The sequence below is a fragment of the Azospirillum brasilense genome (genome assembly GCF_008365405.1).
Classification (GTDB): domain Bacteria; phylum Pseudomonadota; class Alphaproteobacteria; order Azospirillales; family Azospirillaceae; genus Azospirillum; species Azospirillum brasilense_D.
Map to the genome: position 1 here is coordinate 54,216 of NZ_QOKV01000006.1, position 18,758 is coordinate 72,973.

20 protein-coding genes are annotated in these 18,758 nt (G+C 68.0%); 15 read left to right on the forward strand and 5 right to left on the reverse strand.

Annotation, left to right across the window (positions count from 1 at the left end; translation table 11 throughout):
• Positions 1-41: 41 nt before the first annotated feature.
• A complete protein-coding gene (locus DS837_RS11940) occupies positions 42-446 on the forward strand; it encodes a NifB/NifX family molybdenum-iron cluster-binding protein (RefSeq protein ID WP_149164959.1) in 405 nt (134 codons plus the stop codon).
• 22 nt (positions 447-468) lie between these two features.
• Here DS837_RS11940 and DS837_RS11945 read toward each other — a convergent pair whose 3' ends face one another.
• The gene (locus tag DS837_RS11945; protein WP_149164960.1) at positions 469-1,161 is read right to left on the reverse strand and encodes a sensor histidine kinase; all 693 of its coding nucleotides are present in this window, start codon (positions 1,159-1,161) and stop codon (positions 469-471) included.
• A 436-nt stretch (positions 1,162-1,597) separates the two neighbouring features.
• On the opposite strand from DS837_RS11945, the gene DS837_RS11950 reads away from it, so the two are divergent.
• The gene (locus DS837_RS11950; RefSeq protein ID WP_247889887.1) at positions 1,598-2,428 is read left to right on the forward strand and encodes an esterase-like activity of phytase family protein; all 831 of its coding nucleotides are present in this window, start codon (positions 1,598-1,600) and stop codon (positions 2,426-2,428) included.
• Between the two features lie 32 nt (positions 2,429-2,460).
• Here DS837_RS11950 and DS837_RS11955 read toward each other — a convergent pair whose 3' ends face one another.
• The gene (locus DS837_RS11955) at positions 2,461-3,042 is read right to left on the reverse strand and encodes a LabA-like NYN domain-containing protein (RefSeq protein ID WP_149164961.1); all 582 of its coding nucleotides are present in this window, start codon (positions 3,040-3,042) and stop codon (positions 2,461-2,463) included.
• A gap of 297 nt (positions 3,043-3,339) precedes the next feature.
• On the opposite strand from DS837_RS11955, the gene rpoZ reads away from it, so the two are divergent.
• The 10 genes from rpoZ to DS837_RS12005 all read left to right on the forward strand — a co-directional run bounded on the left by rpoZ (position 3,340) and on the right by DS837_RS12005 (position 12,980).
• A complete protein-coding gene (gene rpoZ, locus DS837_RS11960) occupies positions 3,340-3,786 on the forward strand; it encodes a DNA-directed RNA polymerase subunit omega (RefSeq protein WP_149164962.1) in 447 nt (148 codons plus the stop codon).
• Positions 3,787-3,892: 106 nt separating this feature from the next.
• Entirely contained in the window at positions 3,893-6,064 is a 2,172-nt protein-coding gene (locus tag DS837_RS11965; RefSeq protein ID WP_149164963.1) for a RelA/SpoT family protein, read from the forward strand.
• 53 nt (positions 6,065-6,117) lie between these two features.
• A complete protein-coding gene (locus DS837_RS11970; RefSeq protein ID WP_149164964.1) occupies positions 6,118-6,540 on the forward strand; it encodes an HIT family protein in 423 nt (140 codons plus the stop codon).
• 98 nt (positions 6,541-6,638) lie between these two features.
• Positions 6,639-7,391 carry a pyridoxine 5'-phosphate synthase gene (locus tag DS837_RS11975; RefSeq protein WP_149164965.1) on the forward strand — a complete coding sequence of 251 codons (753 nt, stop codon included), beginning with the start codon at positions 6,639-6,641 and terminating at the stop codon, positions 7,389-7,391.
• Positions 7,388-7,855 (forward strand): holo-ACP synthase, encoded by a 468-nt coding sequence (gene acpS / locus DS837_RS11980; RefSeq protein WP_149164966.1) that lies wholly within the window; start codon positions 7,388-7,390, stop codon positions 7,853-7,855. Before DS837_RS11975 ends, acpS begins: the two co-directional genes overlap by 4 nt.
• Positions 7,852-8,622, forward strand: coding sequence for a signal peptidase I (gene lepB, locus DS837_RS11985; RefSeq protein WP_149164967.1), 771 nt, complete (start codon positions 7,852-7,854; stop codon positions 8,620-8,622). Before acpS ends, lepB begins: the two co-directional genes overlap by 4 nt.
• A 64-nt stretch (positions 8,623-8,686) precedes the next feature.
• Positions 8,687-9,436 carry a ribonuclease III gene (gene rnc, locus DS837_RS11990; protein WP_149164968.1) on the forward strand — a complete coding sequence of 250 codons (750 nt, stop codon included), beginning with the start codon at positions 8,687-8,689 and terminating at the stop codon, positions 9,434-9,436.
• Positions 9,429-10,460 carry a GTPase Era gene (gene era, locus DS837_RS11995; RefSeq protein WP_149164969.1) on the forward strand — a complete coding sequence of 344 codons (1,032 nt, stop codon included), beginning with the start codon at positions 9,429-9,431 and terminating at the stop codon, positions 10,458-10,460. Before rnc ends, era begins: the two co-directional genes overlap by 8 nt.
• A gap of 79 nt (positions 10,461-10,539) precedes the next feature.
• Positions 10,540-11,955 (forward strand): YcjX family GTP-binding protein, encoded by a 1,416-nt coding sequence (locus tag DS837_RS12000; protein WP_149164970.1) that lies wholly within the window; start codon positions 10,540-10,542, stop codon positions 11,953-11,955.
• Complete coding sequence (locus DS837_RS12005; RefSeq protein WP_149164971.1) at positions 11,952-12,980, forward strand: YcjF family protein; 1,029 nt, start codon at positions 11,952-11,954, stop codon at positions 12,978-12,980. Before DS837_RS12000 ends, DS837_RS12005 begins: the two co-directional genes overlap by 4 nt.
• A gap of 4 nt (positions 12,981-12,984) precedes the next feature.
• Here the strand turns inward: DS837_RS12005 and DS837_RS12010 are convergent, their stop codons facing one another.
• Entirely contained in the window at positions 12,985-14,469 is a 1,485-nt protein-coding gene (locus tag DS837_RS12010; protein WP_170295838.1) for a tetratricopeptide repeat protein, read from the reverse strand.
• A 222-nt stretch (positions 14,470-14,691) separates the two neighbouring features.
• Between DS837_RS12010 and DS837_RS12015 the strand changes: the two genes are divergently transcribed.
• Both DS837_RS12015 and DS837_RS32055 read left to right on the forward strand, forming a co-directional pair.
• Positions 14,692-15,249, forward strand: a complete 558-nt coding sequence (locus tag DS837_RS12015; RefSeq protein ID WP_149164973.1) for a hypothetical protein — start codon at positions 14,692-14,694, stop codon at positions 15,247-15,249.
• Positions 15,250-15,302: 53 nt separating this feature from the next.
• On the forward strand, positions 15,303-15,515 hold the full coding sequence (locus tag DS837_RS32055) for a hypothetical protein (RefSeq protein WP_040134149.1): 213 nt from the start codon (positions 15,303-15,305) through the stop codon (positions 15,513-15,515).
• Between the two features lie 97 nt (positions 15,516-15,612).
• Here the strand turns inward: DS837_RS32055 and DS837_RS12025 are convergent, their stop codons facing one another.
• A complete protein-coding gene (locus tag DS837_RS12025) occupies positions 15,613-16,239 on the reverse strand; it encodes an ATP-dependent Clp protease proteolytic subunit (protein ID WP_149164974.1) in 627 nt (208 codons plus the stop codon).
• A gap of 261 nt (positions 16,240-16,500) precedes the next feature.
• On the opposite strand from DS837_RS12025, the gene DS837_RS12030 reads away from it, so the two are divergent.
• Positions 16,501-17,361 (forward strand): glycosyltransferase family 2 protein, encoded by an 861-nt coding sequence (locus DS837_RS12030; RefSeq protein ID WP_149164975.1) that lies wholly within the window; start codon positions 16,501-16,503, stop codon positions 17,359-17,361.
• Here the strand turns inward: DS837_RS12030 and DS837_RS12035 are convergent.
• Positions 17,319-18,134 carry a phosphodiesterase gene (locus DS837_RS12035; protein ID WP_149164976.1) on the reverse strand — a complete coding sequence of 272 codons (816 nt, stop codon included), beginning with the start codon at positions 18,132-18,134 and terminating at the stop codon, positions 17,319-17,321. The genes DS837_RS12030 and DS837_RS12035 overlap by 43 nt on opposite strands.
• Between the last annotated feature and the right edge of the window lie 624 nt (positions 18,135-18,758).

Below are 18,758 nucleotides of genomic sequence, written 5' to 3' on the forward strand. Positions count from 1 at the left end.
CGTGCCACGGTAAGGCCGCTGGGCCTTATGGGGGAAATGGGATGAAGTTCGCCGTCGGCACGCAGGATTACCGCAGCATCGCCACCCATGGCGGCCGCACCCGCCGTTTCCTGGTCTTCGAGGCCGAAGCGGGCGGCGATCCCGCCGAGGTCGGGCGGATCGATCTGGCGGAGGACGAGGTGCTCCACCTCGCCGGCGACGGGCGCCCGCATCCCATCGACGCGGTGAGGGTGGTCATCACCGGCTCCTCCGGCCAGGGATTCATCGACCACATGAAGCGCCGCGGCATCGAGCCGGTGACCACGCTGGAAACCGACCCGGTGCGGGCGATCCGCGATTATTTCGCGGGCACCGTCAAGACGGCCCCTCCGCCCGAGCATCCGCACGATCATCACGATCACGGCCCCGAGGACGCCCCGCAAGAGTGTCACAAGGCGCCGGCCTGATCGTCAAACAGGGCCTGATTCGTCAAACAGGGAAGGACACGCTGGCGGTGGTGCCGGCGGCGTCGCTTTCCGTGTTCAGCGTGTCGCCGAGCTGGGCGGCCAGCGCTTCGGCCAGCATCAGCCCGTCCTCCGCCGTCGAGTCGAAGCCGGCGGGCAGCGCGCGCCCGTTGTCCTCGACGATCAGGCGGGCGCGACCATTGTTCTCCTGCGTCACCGAGACGCGAATCCAGCCCTGCTCCGGAAAGGCGTGGTGCAGGCTGTTGGTGATCAGTTCCGCGGTGATCAGGCCCAGCGGCATGGCCTCGTACAGGCCGATCTGGATGGGATCGCTCTTCACTTCGATGGGTACGTTGGCGAGCCCGCCAGGGGTACCATGCTTCACCGCGTCGGCGAGCGATTCGATGTAGCGGCCCAGATTCACATGGGTGCCGGTCCCCGACTCGTGGAGCTGGCGGTAGAGGATCGCCAGCGCTTCGATGCGGACCAGCGTCTGCTCGTAGGCGGCGCGGGCGTCCGGGTCGCGGATGCGGCCCGTCTGCAGCTTCAGCAGGCTGATGACGAGCTGAAGGCTGTTCTTGGCCCGGTGCTGAAGCTCGCGCAGTTCGGCCTCCAGCTCGCGGATGCGCTCCGCGATTGGGTCCTCCGGCGCTCCCGAACCGGTGGCGGGGCGATCAGCAGGCAGGGCGACCGGCCGGGACCGGAGGGGATTGGGCATCACGCGATTCTCGGCTGAAGCTGGGCAATGTTTTCCTTAGGTACAGAACAATTTATGCGCTTGAACCCACTCCCGAATTGGTTCTGAGGAAGTAACCCTCTGCGCATATCCAATTCGTTCGTTCACGTTCGGACGGAGGGGCAGGGCCTATGAGTCCGGCGGACGAAGGGTCGGATTCGCGGGCAGGCGGGGCAAGCCGGAAAAAGCGTTTCCCCGGTCGTCCCGTCGTGGCATGAGTGCCGCCATGCGTTTGAGAACCCTGGTAATTCCTTTCTGCGCCCTGCTGGCTGTGGCCGGCGGCTGCGTTGCGGTGGCCGGAAATGGCGGGCCATCCGCATCCTCCGTTCCGATCGCACTGGATCCGGACCGCCCGGATCTTGCGGAGCTCGGTGCTCTGCAATTCCGCGGCGCCCTCCGTCTGCCCGACAGGGCGGGCGTGGGGGGCTTGTCCGGCCTCTGGGTCAGCGACTCGGGCGACCGTTTCGTCGCGATCTCCGACAATGGGAAGAGCGTTACGGGGCGGCTGTCCTACAACGCCGAGGGACGTCTGGCCGGTGCCGGACGCTATGATGTCCGCCCCCTGATCATCGACAAGGGCCCGAACTACCGCGGCCGGCTCAATGACTCGGAAGATCTCGTCCGCCTTCCGGACGGCGGCTGGCTGGTGCCGTTCGAGCGCAACCACCGCATCCTGCGCTACGGTGGCGCCGACCGGCCAGAGGGAACGCCGCGGAAGCTTCCGGTGCCGCCCGGGCTGGAAAACGCTCCCGCGAACGGCGGGGTCGAGGCGCTGGCCGCGCTGCCGGACGGCCGCATCCTGGCCATAGAGGAAGGCGACGATGACGGCGTCCGCGAACGCCACGCCTGGATCGCTCCCGCCGATCCGAAGGCGCGCGGCGACTGGCAGCCGCTGACCTACCGCGCTGCGCCGCGCTTCCGCCCCACGGCCGCGGCGCCATTGCCGGACGGCGGGGTGCTGGTGCTGGAGCGGCGGGTATCCCTGCTGGGCGGCTGGGCGGCGCGCATCGTTCATGTGCCGGCGGACTCGCTGCGCGGCGGCGCGACGATGGATGGGGCGGAACTGGGGCGGCTGGAGCCGCCGCTGCTGACCGACAATTTCGAAGGGCTGGCGGTGCGGACCGGTGCGGATGGCGACCTGCTCATCTACATCGTTTCCGATGACAACCGCAGTCCGCTCCAGCGGACTTATCTGATGATGTTCCAGCTTCCGGCCGGCGCTCTGAAAGCCACCGTCGCGGGGCGCTGATCGGAAAGCGCCTCCGCGGTGGGCGGCGTCGCTCAGAAGTTGGCGTAGGGGCCGCCTTGGCTGGACATGTCCGGGGCGCCCGGAGTGCCCGGATTTCCCATCGGCTCGCGGTGATGATGGACACGGGCGATGCTTGGGGCGAGGTCCTGAAGTTCGATGAAGTTGTCGGCCTGACGGCGCAGTTCATCGGCGACCATCGGCGGCTGGGAGCGCACGGTGCTGATGACGCTGACCCGCACGCCCTTGCGTTGCACCGCCTCGACCAGCCTGCGGAAATCGCCGTCGCCGGAGAAGAGCAGGATGTGGTCCACCCGCTCGGCCATCTCCATCACGTCGATGGCCAGCTCTATGTCCATGTTGCCCTTGATCTTGCGCCGACCGGAGGCGTCGGTGAACTCCTTGGTCGGCTTGGTCACCATGGTGTAGCCGTTGTAGTCCAGCCAGTCGACCAGCGGGCGGATCGGCGAATATTCCTGATCCTCCACCAACGCCGTGTAATAGAAGGCGCGCACCAGTCGCCCTTCGGAGGCGAAGCCGTCGCGAAGACGCTTATAGTCGATATCGAAGCCCAGGGACCGGGCGGCTGCGTACAAATTGGCGCCGTCGATGAACATCGCCAGACGCTCTTCCTTATAAAAGAGCTTCGTAACATCCTTCGGCAAAGTCGTATTCCGATCCAATTCCGTAATCCTTCCACGATGGATTGAATTATATGTCAGGCATACGCGAAATTGCGATTCACCAGATAAGTAAAGTAGGCGGTCGTCTTCGCGCGAGCAAGGGGGAGCGCGGGCATGGTCACGCCGCGGGCGGGGTACGGCGGGCGGACCCGACAAGGCTCGAAGCGCTTGCGCAGGCGCGAACGCATCAATATATTCGGTTGCCTTCGCAGATCCCGGAGTTGGTTTGGTATGGCCCGCGTTACCGTCGAAGATTGCGTCCTCAAGGTTCCGAACCGGTTTGAACTGGTCATGATAGCGGCCCAGCGCGCGCGTGAAATCGCGTCCGGCGCCCCGCTGTCGATCGACCGCGACAACGACAAGAATCCAGTCGTTGCCCTGCGCGAGATCGCCGATGAGACGGTGATGCTTGAGCATCTGAAGAATGCCCTGATCAAGGGCCATCAGAAGCATGTCGAGCCGGACGAGCCGGAAGAGGAAATCGTCGAGTTGATGGCCGGCGAGCACGACTGGGCCGCCCGCGGCGATACGTCGCTGGAGGACGAGGACGGGATGAGCGAGGCGGAGGAGGTTGGCGAAGGCGACGACCTGCTGTCCGATATGGAAAGCGATCCGGCGGCGGCCTTTGGCGAGACCGAAGACGATGTCGTCGGCCGCGATGCGGACGGGGATCTCTGACGCTGACCGATAGCGACCGGCCTTGGGGGGCGGTGGCCCCCCTTTCCGTCCAAGAACCAAGGCATTTGCGAAACTTCATGGCGCACGCTGCGCCGGGTCGGGTGGCATGATCCGGCAATATGAGCTTGTCGAACGCGTCAAGGCGTACGACCCCTCGGCGGACGAGGAGTTGCTCAACCGCGCCTACGTCTTCTCCATGAAGGCGCACGGCTCGCAGACCCGCGCCTCGGGCGATCCCTATTTCCTCCACCCGCTGGAGGTCGCCGGCATCCTGACCCAGCTCAAGCTGGACGCCGGAACCATCGCGACGGCGCTGCTGCACGACACGGTCGAAGACACGGTCGCCACGCTGGAGGACATCGAGAAGCACTTCGGCAAGGAGATCGCCCGTCTGGTCGACGGCGTGACCAAGCTGTCGCGCCTGGAGCTGCACAGCGAGCAGGCCAAGCAGGCCGAGAATTTCCGCAAGCTGGTTCTGGCCATGTCGGAGGACATCCGCGTCCTCCTGGTGAAGCTGGCCGACCGGCTGCACAACATGCGCACGCTGTTCCATCTGAAGAACCCGGACAAGCGCAAGCGCATCGCCCGCGAAACGATCGAGATCTACGCGCCGCTCGCCGAACGCATCGGCATGCATCAGGTCAAGGACGAGCTGGAGGATCTCTCCTTCGCGGAGCTGAACCCGGACGCCCGCGACAGCATCCTGGCCCAGCTCTCCCGCCTGCGGACGGAGGGCGAGAATCGGGTCCAGCGGATCATCCAGGAACTCCGCGGCACGCTGGCGGAGGAGGGGCTGCCAAACGCCGGGGTCACCGGGCGCGAGAAGACCGCCTATTCGATCTGGCGCAAGCTGCAGCGCAAGAATGTCAGCTTCGAGCAGCTGTCGGACATCATGGCCTTCCGGATCATGGTGGACACGGTGCCGGAATGCTATCAGGCGCTGGGCGTCATCCACGCCCATTACCCGGTCGTTCCGGGGCGCTTCAAGGATTACATCTCGACGCCCAAGCCCAACGGTTACCGCTCGCTCCACACCGGGGTGATCGGCCCGGAGCGCAACCGCATCGAGGTGCAGATCCGCACCAGCGACATGCACGAGATCTGCGAACTCGGCGTCGCCGCCCACTGGGCCTACAAGCAGGGCGAGCCGCGCACCCAGCAGGGGCGCGAGTACCGTTGGCTTCGCGAGCTTCTGGATATCCTGGAGCACGCGCAGAAGCCCGAGGAGTTCCTGGAGCACACCAAGCTGGAGCTGTTCCAGGACCAGGTCTTCTGCTTCACGCCCAAGGGCGACCTGATCGCGCTGCCGCGCGGGGCGACCCCGGTGGACTTCGCCTACGCGGTCCATTCCGAGGTCGGCGACCACTGCGTCGGCGCCAAGATCAACGCGCGGATGCTGCCGCTGCGCACGCAGTTGCAGAACGGCGATCAGGTCGACATCATCACCTCCAAGGCCCAGACCCCGGTTCCGGGCTGGGAACGCTTCGTCGTCACCGGCAAGGCGCGGGCGCGCATCCGCAAGTTCCTGCGCACCCAGCAGCGCACCCAGTACATCGAGCTGGGCCGCGCCATCCTGCAGCGCCAGTTCAAGTCGGAAGGCTACGAGTTCTCGGAAAAGGCGCTGGACGGCGTCGTCAAGATTTTCCAGCAGCCGAGCGCCGACGATCTCATGGCCAGCGTCGGGTCGGGGCTGCATTCGGGCCGCGAGGTCTTCCACGCCGTCTTCCCCGGCCACAAACCGCATGTGGCGACGACCAAGGAAGGCGACGACAAGAACGCCATCACGGTGCCGAAGCCCAAGCCGAAGGCGAAGGGCAACAACGCGCCGCTGCCGATCCGCGGCCTGATTCCCGGCATGGCCGTCCATTACGCCCGCTGCTGCCACCCGCTGCCGGGCGACCGCATCGTCGGCATCGTGACCACCGGCAAGGGCGTGACCATCCACACCATCGACTGCGAGACGCTGGAGAGCTTCCACGAGTCGCCGGAGCGCTGGATCGACGTCGCCTGGGACATCGGACCGGACAGCCCCGAGGAGCATGTCGGGCGCATCTCGCTGGTGGTCAACAACGAGCCGGGCTCGCTCGGCACGCTGTCCACGGTCATCGGCAAGAACGGCGGCAACATCACGAACCTGAAGATCACCAGCCGCAACACCGACTTCTTCGAGCTGCTGATCGACATCGACGTGAAGGACGCCAAGCATCTGACCAACATCATGGCGGCCCTGCGCGCCACCCCCGCCATCAATGCGGTTGAGCGGGCGCGGGGGCGGTGAGGGTGCCCGCGCGGTAGTGCCCACCAAGAGCACCCATCGGAAGCGAGAGAAGCATGTCCAGCCCGACCATCTTCAGCCGCCTGATCGCCGGGGAGCTGCCTTGCGCCGTGGTGTACGAGGATGCGGAGACCTTCGCCTTCATGGACGCCGGGCAGGTCAATCCCGGCCATGTGCTGGTGGCGCTGAAGCGCCCGGCCCCGACCATCCTGGACGTGACGGAGGACGAGGCGGCGGCCCTGTTCCGCACCGTTCACAAGATCGCCCGCGCCGTCCAGGCGGCCTTTTCACCCGAGGGGATCACGCTTCTCCAGACCAACAGGCCGGCGGGTTGGCAGACGGTGCCGCACATCCACGTGCATGTGGTGCCGCGCTATGAGAACGACGGCGCCGATCTGGTCTGGCCGCGCCACGACCCGCCCATCGAGGAGCTGAAGGCGCTCGCCGCGCGGATCGCCGCCCATCATGTCGTCGAATGACGGCGTGACGCGACGCGACGCCACCGCTATATAGCAGGAGAACCGGTGCCCGCCGGATGCAGGATGCGGGGCCGGTGCGACACCGGAGTTTCGAGCCTATGCCCCGCCCTTTGCGCCTCGGCGTAAACATCGACCATGTGGCGACCGTCCGCAACGCGCGGGGCGGGCGTCATCCCGATCCCGTGCGCGCGGCAAAGCTCGCCGCGGAGGCCGGGGCCGACGGCATCACCGCCCACCTGCGCGAAGACCGCCGCCACATCATCGATTCCGACATCGAGCGGCTGATGGCGGAGATCCGGTTGCCGCTGAATCTGGAAATGGCGGCGACGGACGAGATGCTGGCCATCGCGCTGCGCCACCGGCCGCACGCCTGCTGCCTCGTCCCGGAGAAGCGCACGGAGGTCACCACCGAAGGCGGGCTGGACGTCGCCGGGCAGATGGAGACGCTGAAGCGCACCGTCGGCGATCTCGGCGCCGCGGGCATCCGCGTCTCGCTGTTCATCGACCCGGAACCGGCGCAGCTCGACGCGGCGAAGGCGCTGGGCGCGCCCGTGGTGGAGCTGCACACCGGCGCCTATTGCGACGCGCCCGCCGGGCCGGAGCGTGCGGCGGAGCTGGAGCGCATTGTCCGGGCGGCGGCACACGCCGAGGCCATCGGGTTGGAATGCCACGCCGGCCATGGGCTGAGCTATGAGACGGTCGGGGCGGTCGCCGCCATTCCGACCATCGTCGAGCTGAACATCGGCCATTTCCTCATCGGCGAGGCGATCTTCGTCGGGCTGGGCAACACGCTCCAGCGCATGCGCGCTGTGATGAAGGACGCCCGCTTGGCAAGCGGAGGCGTCTCATGATCCTGGGCATCGGCAACGACCTGATCGACATCCGCCGGATCGAGCAGTCGCTGGACCGTTTCGGTGACCGCTTCATCGCCCGCATCTTCACCGACGTGGAGCGCGCCAAGTCCGAGCGCCGCGCCGGGGCCGCCGGCAAGCACAGCGCGCGGGCCGCGACCTACGCCAAGCGCTTCGCCGCCAAGGAGGCCTGCTCCAAGGCGCTGGGCACCGGCTTCCGCGACGGCGTGTTCTGGCGCGACATGGGGGTGGTGAACCTGCCCTCCGGCCAGCCGACCATGCGCCTGACCGGCGGGGCGCTGGAGCGGCTGCAGGCGATCACCCCGCCGGGCATGCAGGCGCGCATCCACGTGACGCTGACCGACGAGTACCCGATGGCCGAGGCCTTCGTCATCATCAGCGCCGAACCGGCCGACACGTCCGCCACCACCTCCATCACCACCTCCACGGCACCCCCCGCATGACCATGAACAGAGAGACCGCCTTGACCGGCAAAACCAAAGAGACAGGCGGCTTTGCCGAGACGGTGAAGACGGTCTTCTACGCGGTCATCATCGCCTTCGGCGTGCGGACCTTCGCCTTCGAGCCCTTCAACATCCCGTCCGGGTCGATGATCCCGACGCTGCTGATCGGCGACTACCTGTTCGTGTCCAAATTCTCCTATGGATACAGCAAGTACACGGTCGGCTTCGGTCTGCCGCTGTTCGAAGGCCGCATCATGGGTCACGCGCCGGAGCGCGGCGACGTCGCCGTCTTCAAACTGCCGCGCGACAACAAGACCGACTACATCAAGCGCGTCATCGGTCTGCCGGGCGACACCGTTCAGGTGACCGGCGGCGTGCTGCACATCAACGGCCAGCCGGTGAAGCGCGAGCGGATCGAGGACTATGTGTCCCGCGACGCGCTGGGCCGCGAGGTCCGCATCGCGCAATATGTCGAAACATTGCCGGGCGGGCGCAACCACCGCATCATCGAGGAGTCGGACAACGGTCCGCTCGACAACACCCCAGCCTTCAAGGTTCCGGCGAACCACCTGTTCATGATGGGCGACAACCGCGACAACTCGCTGGACAGCCGCGTCCCGTCGCAGGTGGGGTATGTCCCGATGGAGAATCTGGTCGGGCGCGCCGAATTCCTGTTCTTCTCATTGGAGGACGGGACGCGCTTCTTCGAAGTGTGGCGCTGGCCGGCGGACCTGCGGTTCAGCCGCCTGTTCAACGCCGTGAAGTGAGCCCCGCACAGCACCGGGGCGTGGAGACCGTATTATTGTGAGCCCTGAAGAACGGGGGACCCCCATGGCGTCCGACGCGGACGTGAGCGCCGATTCCGCCGACCTTGCGGAACTGGCCGCGGCCATCGGCCATCGCTTCGCCGACCCGCAACGGCTGGCCGACGCGGTCACCCACCCCAGCCTGATGGGGCTGGAGCGCAACGTCCGCGGCGGACGGCCCGAGCAGGGGCCCGGACTCGCCTACGAGCGGCTGGAGTTCCTGGGCGACCGGGTGCTCGGCCTCGTCATCGCCGAATGGCTTCTGGAACGCTTCCCCAGCGAACGCGAGGGCGCGCTCGCCAAGCGGCACGTCTCGCTGGTCCGGCGGGAGGCGCTGAGCCGCGTCGCCGACGCGCTGCGGCTGGGGCGCTACCTGCGCCTGTCCCCGTCGGAGGCGCAGGGCGGCGGGCGCAGCAACACCACCATCCTGGCCGACGCCTGCGAGGCGGTGATCGGGGCGCTCTATCTGGACGGCGGCATGGACAAGGCGCGGGACTTCATCCGCTCCGCCTGGGCCGGGCAGATCGACCGCGCGGAGCCGCCGCCGCTGGACTCCAAGACGGCGTTGCAGGAATGGGCGCAAGGCAACGGGCGGCCCCTTCCCACCTATGAACTGATCGAGCAGAGCGGCCCGGCGCACGAGCCGGTGTTCCGCATCGCGGTCCGGCTGAAGGGCATGGAGCCGGTGACGGCCACCGGCCCGTCCAAGCGGGTCGCCGAACGGAAAGCGGCCAGCGCCTTGCTGCGCCAATTGGGAGTGCAGGTCGATGACTGACGGCCGCGACAAGTTTGAAGACGACGATTTCGACGATAAGGACGAGGGCGTGAGCGAGAGCGTGGACGCTGATCTTGAAGAGGGCGGCCCGGAAGAGGGCGCCGAAGAGGCTGCCTATGTGCCGGAGAATCCGCGCTGCGGTTTCGTTGCCCTGGTCGGCGCGCCGAACGCCGGCAAGTCCACTCTGCTGAACGCGATGGTCGGCTCCAAGGTGTCGATCGTCAGCTCCAAGGTGCAGACCACCCGCACGCGCGTGCTCGGCATCACCATCGCCGGCGACAGCCAGATCATCTTCGTGGACACCCCCGGCATCTTCAAGCCGAAACGTCGTCTGGACCGTGCCATGGTGGCGGCGGCCTGGCAGGGGGCGGAGGATGCCGATCTCGTCGGACTGCTGTTCGACGTGTCGCGCCGCGGCATCGACCAGGACACGCAGGGCATCATCGCCCGGCTGAAGGAGCAGGGGCGCAAGGCCATCCTGATCCTGAACAAGATCGACCTCGTGCCGCGCGAGAAGCTGCTCGGCCTTGCCGACAGCTTCAACCAGGAAGGCATCTTCACCGACATCTTCATGCTGTCCGCCTCGACGGGCGACGGGGTGGAGCATCTGCGCGGCTTCCTGGCCGCCCGCATGCCGGAAGGCCCCTGGCACTACCCGGAGGACCAGATCTCCGACATGCCGATGCGCCTCCTGGCGGCGGAGATCACCCGCGAGAAGCTGTTCCAGCAGCTTCACCAGGAACTCCCCTATTCGGCGACGGTCGAGACCGAGCAGTGGGAAGAGTTCGAGAACGGGTCGGTCAAGATCTCCCAGGTCGTGTATGTCCAGCGCGACAGCCAGAAGGCCATCGTGCTCGGCAAGCAGGGCACCCGGATCAAGGCGCTGGGGCAGGCCGCCCGCACCGAGCTTGAGGAGATGCTGGAGCAGCGCGTCCACCTGATGCTGTTCGTCAAGGTGCGCGAGGACTGGGAGAACGATCCGGAGCGCTACGAGGCCTGGAACCTCGACTTCGGCGCGTCCTAAAGCACCGGTCTGGGTATAGGCGTGGGCGGACGGTCCCCCATATAGAGGGGCGATCGTCCCCTATACGGACCGGCTGACCGTGCGCGTGCCCATTTTCAACGACTTGTACGACGCCGGCTCGCGCCTGTTGGGGCGAGCCGGCGATCTCGTTTCCGGCGGCATCCTGGAACAGGACGTCCGTCTTGGCGTCACCGGGCTGCGGCGGGCCGGCAAGACCGTGTTCGTCACCTCGCTGGTCGACAACCTGCTGAAGGCCGGGCGGCTTCCCTTCCTCGACGTGGTGTCCTCCGGCCGCTTCCAGGCCTCGCGCCTGCGTCCGCAGCCCGACGCCCAGGTTCCCCGCTTCGAGGTCGAGCAACGGCTGGCCGAACTGACCGGGCCGGCGCCGCATTGGCCGACCGAGACGCGCGGCATCAGCCAGCTCCGCCTGTCCATGCGCTACCGCCCGAACGCGATGCTGAAGCGCACGGTGCAGCCGGTCGCCACGCTGAATCTCGATATCGTCGACTATCCCGGCGAATGGCTGCTCGACCTGCCGCTGCTGCACCAGTCCTTCGCGGAATGGAGCGCTCTGACCCTGGAGCTGGCCGGGCGGGCGCCGCGCGACGAGCTGTCGGTGTCCTGGCGCGGCTGGCTCGCCACCCTCGACACGGCGGCGCCGGCGGAGGAGGAGCAGGCGCGGCGCGGGGCGGCGCTGTTCACCGATTACCTGCACGCCTGCCGCCGCTCCGACAATCTGCTGAGCCTGATCCAGCCGGGGCGCTTCGTCGAGCCGGGCGACATGGCCAACGCGCCGCTGCTGACCTTCTGCCCGCTGCCGGGCGAAAGACCGCGCACCCGCGGCAGCCTGTGGGCGCTGATGGAGGACCGCTACGAGGCGTACAAGTCCAAGGTCGTCCGCCGCTTCTTCGCCGAGCATTTCGCCCGGCTCGACCGGCAGATCGTCCTGATCGACGTGCTGGGGGCGCTGAACTCCGGCCCGGCGGGTATGGCGGACATGAAGCGCGCCCTGGAGTTGAGCCTGGAGCCCTTCCGCCACGGGTCGAGCAGTTGGCTGGACTGGCTGCTGGGCCGGAAGATCGACCGGGTGCTGTTCGCGGCGACCAAGGCCGACCATGTCGCCTCGCACCAGCACAACAGCCTGCGCCATCTGCTGGACCGGCTGGTGTCTGACGCCCGCGCCGGCATCCGGTTCGAAGGGGCGCAGGTGGAGACGATGGCCATCGCCGCCCTGAAATCCACCGAGACGGTGGTGACCGAGCATGAGGGGCGGCAGTTGCGCTGCGTGCGCGGCGTGCCGCTCGGGCGCGACCGCCCGACCGTGCTGTTCCCCGGCGAGATCCCCGAGGACGCCGACTTCCCGCCGGGGCAGGAGCGGCCCTACAACTTCATGGCCTTCCAGCCGCCCGCCGACCTCGCCCGCGAGGCGCGCGGCCTGCCGCACATCCGGCTGGATCAGGCCATGCAGTTCCTGCTGGGGGATTATTTGGAATGAGCGAGCGCACCCGCGACCGCCACTGGGTCCCGCCGATGGAACTGGACCCCGCCCGCGCCGCCGCCGTCCCCGCGGCGGAGGAGGAGGCGATCATCGCCGGCCCCCTGGCCGGTTCGGCGGCGGAGCGCCTCCCCGCGCTGCTGGCGGAGGACCGGCCGCGAAGCCGGCTTGGCCGCTGGTTGGCCGGCTCGGTCGCCGCGCTGGTGCTGATCGCGCTGGGCTTCGACACCTGGGACCTGTTCAACCGAGCCTTCGCCACCAGCGCCGCGCTGGGCGTCCTGGTGGCCGCCGCCGTGACCGTGGCCGGCGGGGCGGCAGTGGCGATGCTGCTGCGCGAGTTGCGCGCGCTGCGCCGCCTGCGCAAGATCGAGGAGCTGCGTGGCGAGGCCGGTCGCCTGTCCACGGAGATTGTGACGCAGGCCGGCGAGCCGGGCCACGCCGAGCGTTTCGCCGGATCGCTGACCCGCCTCTATGAGGGCCGCGCCGATCTGGCGTCCTCGCTGGAGCGGGTGCGCGACCATGTGACCGACGCCCACGACGATGCGGAGATTCTCCGCCTGCTCGACCGCGAGGTGATGGGGCCGCTGGACCGCCGCGCCTACCAGACCGTCCTGCGCGCCTCCCGTGACACGGCGGTGGCGACGGCGCTCAGCCCGGCGGCGGTCGTCGACCTTGCCGTGGTGCTATGGCGGAACCTGAAGCTGGTGCGGGAGATCGCGGCGCTCTACGGCGCGCGGCCCGGCTATGTCGGGTCGCTGCGGCTGTTGCGGCGGATGCTCGCCAACCTCGCGGTGGCCGGGGTGGCGGAAAGCGCCCACCACGTTGCCGTCGAGGCGCTGGGCGGCTCCATCGCCGCGGCCATCTCCACCCGCATGGGGCAGGGGGTGATCAACGGTCTGCTGACCGCGCGGGTCGGGCTGACCGCGATGCATCTGTGCCGCCCCATCGCCTTCGGGCCGGACAACCGCCCCAGCATGGGTCAGATCCGCAAGGAGCTGCTGTCGCTGCCGAAGCAGGTGTTGTAGCCGGTCAGGCCTTCGGAATGGGCAGGCCGTGCCGGGGATGGGCGCGGTCGTGGATCAGGGCGCGGTCGCGGATCATCGGCCAGACGATGCGGCGCAGGAACCGGTGATCCTGCGCCCGGTCCACCTCGGCGGCGGCGTGGCGTTCGGCCAGCGGCAGCAGGTCGGGCAGCAGTCCGGCGACGCCGCCCCAGTGACCGCCCGACATCACCTCCGTGTGCAGGACCCCGTCACGCAAGATGTGGAAGGGCAGGCCGGAGGCGACCCAGGCATCGACGGCTGCCTTTCCGTCGGCGGACGGCAGGGCATCCCAATCCCGGCAGAGGAAGCGCGCCGCCGTGGGATCGTCGGCGGCGGTCAGACGCCAATAGGGAGCACCGGTCGGCGCGTCCGAGGCCACCGCCACGAGGTCCGCCCCCGCCCCGGCCAGTTCGGCCAACCGGTCCGCGGCAAGACTGCCGTCATGGTAAACCCGGCAGACCCAGCCTGGATGCAGCGCCACGGTGTGCCGCAGAATGTCCGCCGGGTCGTTGGCGCCGACGGGTTGGCCGTTCCACAGGCTGAAGGCGATGACGTTGTGCCGCCGCTGCTCCGCCCCGCGCGGCTGAGCGGGCAGCGGCGGCAGGGCAGGAGTCGTGCCCATGGCCGCCCGGTCCTTCAGGTCCAGCGCGCGTTCACCCCAAGCGGCGGCCTCGTCCTCCCGACCGAGAAGGGCGAGGGCGACGACCAACCGGTCGATGGCGTCGAGATGGCGAGGGTCCAGGCGGGCGGCCCGTTCCAGCGCGCGGGCGGAGTCCTCCAGCCGATCCACGCCCCCCAGCGCGACCCCCAGATTGAAGGCGGCGGAGGGGAAGTCCGGCGTGATGGCCAGGGCGTTGCGGTAGGCGAGGGTGGAGTCCTCCCGCAGTCCCATGGCGAACAGGGCGTTGCCGTAGAGAAAGGCGACGTCGGCGTCCAGCGGCAGCAGTTCCGCGGCCCGGGCCAGCGGGCGAAGGGATTCGGTACCGCGCCCTTGCTCCACCAGAAGGCGCCCTTCCTCGTGTCGCAGCGCGCCCAAGCGTTCCACGGCGATGGCGAGGGTGGGGGCGGACGTGACGGCGCGCTCCAGGGCGCTGATGGCTCCGGCGAAGCGGCCCAGGCTGCGCAGGGCGTTTGCCATGTCGGTCCAGGCTTCCGCGAAATCGGGCTGGAGGGCGACGGCACGCCGGTAGTCCTCCACCGCGACCTCCGGTTGCCCGGAGGAGCGCCGGATGTTGCCGCTGTTGGCGTGCATGTCCGCCGCCTCGGGCCGCTGGGCGATGGCGCGGTCGATGAGTTGCAGAGCGAGCGCCTGCTCCCCCACCTGACCGGCCAGAACGCCAAGGAAATGCAGGGCGTCCGGCTGATCCGGGTCCACATCCAGGATGCGGTTGTAGAGCTGCTGGGCCTCGGCCAGCCGGCCGGCCAGATGGTGGTCCAGGGCGAGCGTCAGCGCTTCCGCGATCGTAGCCATGCATACAGGCATAAGCACCCTGGTGCCCCTCCGCAAGCGTCATGGCTGTGAGAAGGGTAGGCGATGGCCCCAATGGTCCTGGAATGCGAAGCTTTGGTGCCGGAAACAGCCTTCGGGATTTCATCCTTTGGCATAGCCGGAAAAAAGGTGAACGAACCCTTTACAATGCACGAGTGCGGCTGCAATATATGAGCTGTATTGTCCAATCAACGGTGTAATGTCATGAACGTGGCCATCGCCACCGCAACGGCTGCAAGGCCGTTGGCCTTCATGACGGCCCGCAACAGCGACGCTGTTGAAACCGGGGCCGACACCGGGACTCCGCCCGCGAAGGACCCCGTGACCGGGCAGTCCGAACCTCTCTCCGGGCGTTACACGAAGACCGCGTACCGCTATGACGCCGATGCGTCGCGGCTGGTGCTGCTGTTCCGCAGCCCGGAAGACGGGGCGACCCTCGACCAGATACCGACCGAGGCGGCTCTGCGGCAGTACCGTGAGGCGCAGAAGGACCGGAAAAGCGGCAAGGCGTCGCTTGAGCTTCTGGTCGGTGGTCCGGACGGGCAGGACCAGCCGAACGGTGCGGGCCAGAGCGGGACCTCCGCCATCGGTTCCCCTGTGCACCGGTCGGCCTCGGGCCATTCCGGGACCGGCGCGGGCCGCTCCGGACCGTCACAGGGGACTTCCGCGCACACGTCGCCGGTGGTAGCCTCGACACCGATGGTGGCCCACGCGGCGGCCGCTCCCTCGGCGGGGACTGGTTCCGTCAACGTCGTCATCTGACTGGCGCGGGCCGTACGGCGTCGGCCGACTGTTTCCTTTGAAGGCATCCTGCGATGGCTCTCGACATTTCCTCCTCCACCCTGGGTGCCGCGGTCGGCTTGCGGCAGGCGCAGGGACAGATGGACTTCGGCGTGAAGACGCTGAACCAGACCGCGCAACAGCAGGATCAGGCGATCGCCACATTGCTTCAGGGCGGTTCGGATGGGTCCTCGTCCGGCGGAAACGTCACGGCCACGCGCGGGCAGAATCTGAACATCGTCGTGTAAGCGGCTGATGTGACGGGCTTGATCGCTCAAGCCAAGCCGCGGCCATAAAAAAAGCCCCTCTCGCAAGAGAGGGGCTTCATGCGTTCCGGAGGACCGCTTACTTCAGCTCGTCGAAGGTGTCGATGACATGGGTGACGATGCCGTACTCGCGGGCCTCGTCGGCCATCATCCAGTAGTTCCGGTCGGTGTCCTTGGAAACCTTCTCCACCGGCTGGCCGGTTTCGCGCGCGATGATGCGGTTCAGACGCTCACGCATGCGGATGATTTCCTTCGCCTCGATGGCGATGTCCGTCGCCCGGCCACCGGTGCCGCCCAGCGGCTGGTGGATCAGGAAGCGGGTGTTCGGCAGGCAGTAGCGGTCTTCCTTATTCGCGGCCAGGAAGATGTGGCAGCCGGCGCTGGCGACCCAGCCGGTACCCAGCATCCTCACGCGCGGCTTCACGAAGCGGATCATGTCGTGAATGGTGTCGCCCGCCTCGACGTGGCCGCCGGGGGAGTTCACCACGACCGTGATGTCGTCGTTGCTCTCGTGGGCCAGAGCCAGCAGCTGGGCCGAGACGGCCTGCGCCAGCTTCATGTCGATCTGCCCGAAGATCAGCACCGTGCGCGCCTTGAACAGGTTCGACTGCACGGCAGCGAACGGCGGCGGGGCGCTTTCCTTCGACTTCTCGTCCGGCTCCTGCTCGGGCTCGTCGTCGAAGCGGGTGTATCCGTCTTGCGCCATCGTTTTTGAACTCCCTGAGGTCGGCGTGTCTACCGGGGGGCTTTGGCTTGCGGGGGCTTGGGATGTCGGATGGGGACCGAACCACGCCACTCGTTTCTCCACATAGCCCGTATCGGTTCCTTGTTCAACGGGCCGCGACGCCAAATCCCACCCCGGCGCCGTCATAGTCGCGCTCAGGCTGGCCGCATCGGTGCGGATCGCCGCTTGCCGACCATCGGGAAGGAGAGGCACACTGCCCCTTGCACAATCGGAGGGCGGTGCATGGAAGGGGGCATCGGGGGCGGCGTATCGGTCATCATTCCAGCCTACCGGGCGCAGGGCACCATCGCCCGCGCCGTGTCCAGCCTTTTGGTGCAGAGCTTTCTCCACTGGGAGGCGGTGGTGGTCAGCGACGACGGCGCCGACTACCGCGCCCTTCTGGCGGCCGCCGGAATCACCGACTCGCGCCTGACCTTCACCGGAACCGGCCGCGTCGGGTCCGGCGCACCGGCGGCGCGCAACGCCGGACTGCGGTGCGCCAGTCTACCGCTGATCGCCCCGCTGGACGCCGACGACCGGTTCGAGCCGGACCGGCTGGCGCGGCTGGCCCCGCTGGCGGCGGCGCAGGGTGCGGCGGCGGACAATGTGGCGGTGGTGCGCGACGGCGACGGTTCGCCGCTCTCAACCCTGTTCCCGCCCGGGACCGGGACCACGACGCTGGACGCGGCGGCCTTCCTGGAAACCTCGGTCCCGATGTTCTTCGTGGTTCGCCGCGACCTCGTTCCCGGCTGGCAGGAGGGGGTCGATTTCTGCGACGACGTGGTCTTCAACGTCCAGGTCCTCGACCGGCTGGGCCGTCTGCCTCTGGTGCTGGAACCGCTCTACGAATACCGGCAGCGGGAGGGGTCGATCACCTGCTCCGCCGACAGCGGCGCGCGGGCGGACCTCTGCTACCGCCATGTTCTCGACCGCTTGGACGGCGACGGGCTGCGGATCGCCGACGCCATGCTGCGCCACCGCTTCGCCGCCGCCCTGGGCGCCAAGCGCGCCTTGAACGCCGCCTACATGGCGGCGCAGGCCGCCGGACGCTGCGCCAATTTTCAGGAGTTCCTGGCCCTGCGGGAAAACTCCCTGCCGGGATAGTCGCCGATCACGCTCAGATGCGTCACCACCGTGCCATCCGGTCGGAATTGATGAAGAGCGAGCGCGGACGGCTCCTCCGTCCAGCGATAGGGCGGCTCCGGCGCCAAGTCCAGGGCGATCTGATAGGCCACCGACGGGGCGACGTAGCCGTGCGCCCCGTTCCAGGCGACCGCGGTCTGGCGGTGGGTGTGGCCGCTGAGCACGGCCCGGACGTTCGGACGGCTCCGCACCAGCCGTCCCAACTCCTCCGCGCCCTCCAGGCAGCGCAGCGTGTCCAGGAAGGCCAGCCCGGTGTCGAAGGGCGGGTGGTGCAGCGCCAGCACGGTCGGGCGCTCCGGCTGCTCGGCCAGACGCTCCGCCAGCCAGGACAGCCGGTCGGCGCACAGGCCACCCACCGCCATGCCGGGGATCACCGAATCGAGCATCAGGATGCGGACCGGAAATTCCTCCACCGCGTGGTGAAGGAAGGGGCCATCCATAGGCATCCAGCCCGTGCCGGCGAAAGTCCGGCGCAGTTCCGCACGGTCGTCGTGATTGCCCGGCAGCACGCGCATAGGAATAGAAAGCGGTTCCAGCAGGGCGAACAGCGCCTCGTACTCGCCGGGCTTCGGTCCGTTGACAAGGTCGCCGGTGATGAGGACGAGGTCCGGGCGCGGCACCAGAGCGTTCAAGTGGGCCACCGCGGCGGCGAGGCGGGCGTTCGTGTCGTAGGCGGTGGTCGGGGTGGTGCCGGGGGCCGTCACATGCAGGTCGGACATCTGGGCGATCAGCATCGGGCACCCCTTGGGACGCGAGGGTCGGAGGACCAAGGATTGTCACATCGCCGATTTCCCCGACGCGTTCAAGAGTCCAACCGGAGCAAAACTTCCTTTACGCTTCCGTGACAGGCTGAGCCATCGGCCGAACGACAGTCTTGCCGCCACAGCATCGGATCGGGGAATGAGCGCGTCCACCTCCGCCTGCCTGCTCGCACGATTGCTGGCGTCCGGAAAGTTCTGGTTGAAGCGCGCCCGCATCGACTCCCAGGACCTCGGCGAGGGGGCCCCGCCACCTGGGGCGGACGGCGCCCTGCTGGCCGATCTTCGCATTGAAGGCGATCGGATTCGTGCGGTTCTACCGGCAGGCGAAGCGCCCTGCTGCGCTCCCGGCCTCTGCCTCGATGGCGCGTCGGTTCGTCCGTGCGGTGGCTGCACCGCAGTTGGTCCCGGCCAACCAGCTGATTTGACAGTGATTTTTCCTGATGGTGCGCGGTTGGAGATAGGGACGGGCCGGGTTGTGCACGCCGATCCGCCGCCGTCGCGCGTGTGAACTCTTGCAACCGTCTCGACTCCGGAACTGAACTGAACGATATAGTTCAGTTTACCGCCCGCCCCTCACAGCGGCCCGGTTGACACGAA

Coding starts and splice junctions, on each gene's coding strand:
- DS837_RS32055 (WP_040134149.1), top strand. CDS start 15,303: ATGGCTCTCGACATTTCCTCCTCCACCCTGGGTGCCGCGGTCGGCTTG.
- DS837_RS11970 (WP_149164964.1), top strand. CDS start 6,118: ATGTCCAGCCCGACCATCTTCAGCCGCCTGATCGCCGGGGAGCTGCCT.
- DS837_RS11965 (WP_149164963.1), top strand. CDS start 3,893: ATGATCCGGCAATATGAGCTTGTCGAACGCGTCAAGGCGTACGACCCC.
- DS837_RS12025 (WP_149164974.1), bottom strand. CDS start 16,239: ATGGCGCAAGACGGATACACCCGCTTCGACGACGAGCCCGAGCAGGAG.
- lepB (WP_149164967.1), top strand. CDS start 7,852: ATGACCATGAACAGAGAGACCGCCTTGACCGGCAAAACCAAAGAGACA.
- DS837_RS11945 (WP_149164960.1), bottom strand. CDS start 1,161: ATGCCCAATCCCCTCCGGTCCCGGCCGGTCGCCCTGCCTGCTGATCGC.
- DS837_RS11975 (WP_149164965.1), top strand. CDS start 6,639: ATGCCCCGCCCTTTGCGCCTCGGCGTAAACATCGACCATGTGGCGACC.
- era (WP_149164969.1), top strand. CDS start 9,429: ATGACTGACGGCCGCGACAAGTTTGAAGACGACGATTTCGACGATAAG.
- DS837_RS11955 (WP_149164961.1), bottom strand. CDS start 3,042: ATGTTCATCGACGGCGCCAATTTGTACGCAGCCGCCCGGTCCCTGGGC.
- rpoZ (WP_149164962.1), top strand. CDS start 3,340: ATGGCCCGCGTTACCGTCGAAGATTGCGTCCTCAAGGTTCCGAACCGG.
- DS837_RS12010 (WP_170295838.1), bottom strand. CDS start 14,469: ATGGCTACGATCGCGGAAGCGCTGACGCTCGCCCTGGACCACCATCTG.
- DS837_RS12005 (WP_149164971.1), top strand. CDS start 11,952: ATGAGCGAGCGCACCCGCGACCGCCACTGGGTCCCGCCGATGGAACTG.
- rnc (WP_149164968.1), top strand. CDS start 8,687: ATGGCGTCCGACGCGGACGTGAGCGCCGATTCCGCCGACCTTGCGGAA.
- DS837_RS12035 (WP_149164976.1), bottom strand. CDS start 18,134: ATGCTGATCGCCCAGATGTCCGACCTGCATGTGACGGCCCCCGGCACC.
- DS837_RS11940 (WP_149164959.1), top strand. CDS start 42: ATGAAGTTCGCCGTCGGCACGCAGGATTACCGCAGCATCGCCACCCAT.
- DS837_RS12030 (WP_149164975.1), top strand. CDS start 16,501: ATGGAAGGGGGCATCGGGGGCGGCGTATCGGTCATCATTCCAGCCTAC.
- DS837_RS12015 (WP_149164973.1), top strand. CDS start 14,692: ATGAACGTGGCCATCGCCACCGCAACGGCTGCAAGGCCGTTGGCCTTC.
- acpS (WP_149164966.1), top strand. CDS start 7,388: ATGATCCTGGGCATCGGCAACGACCTGATCGACATCCGCCGGATCGAG.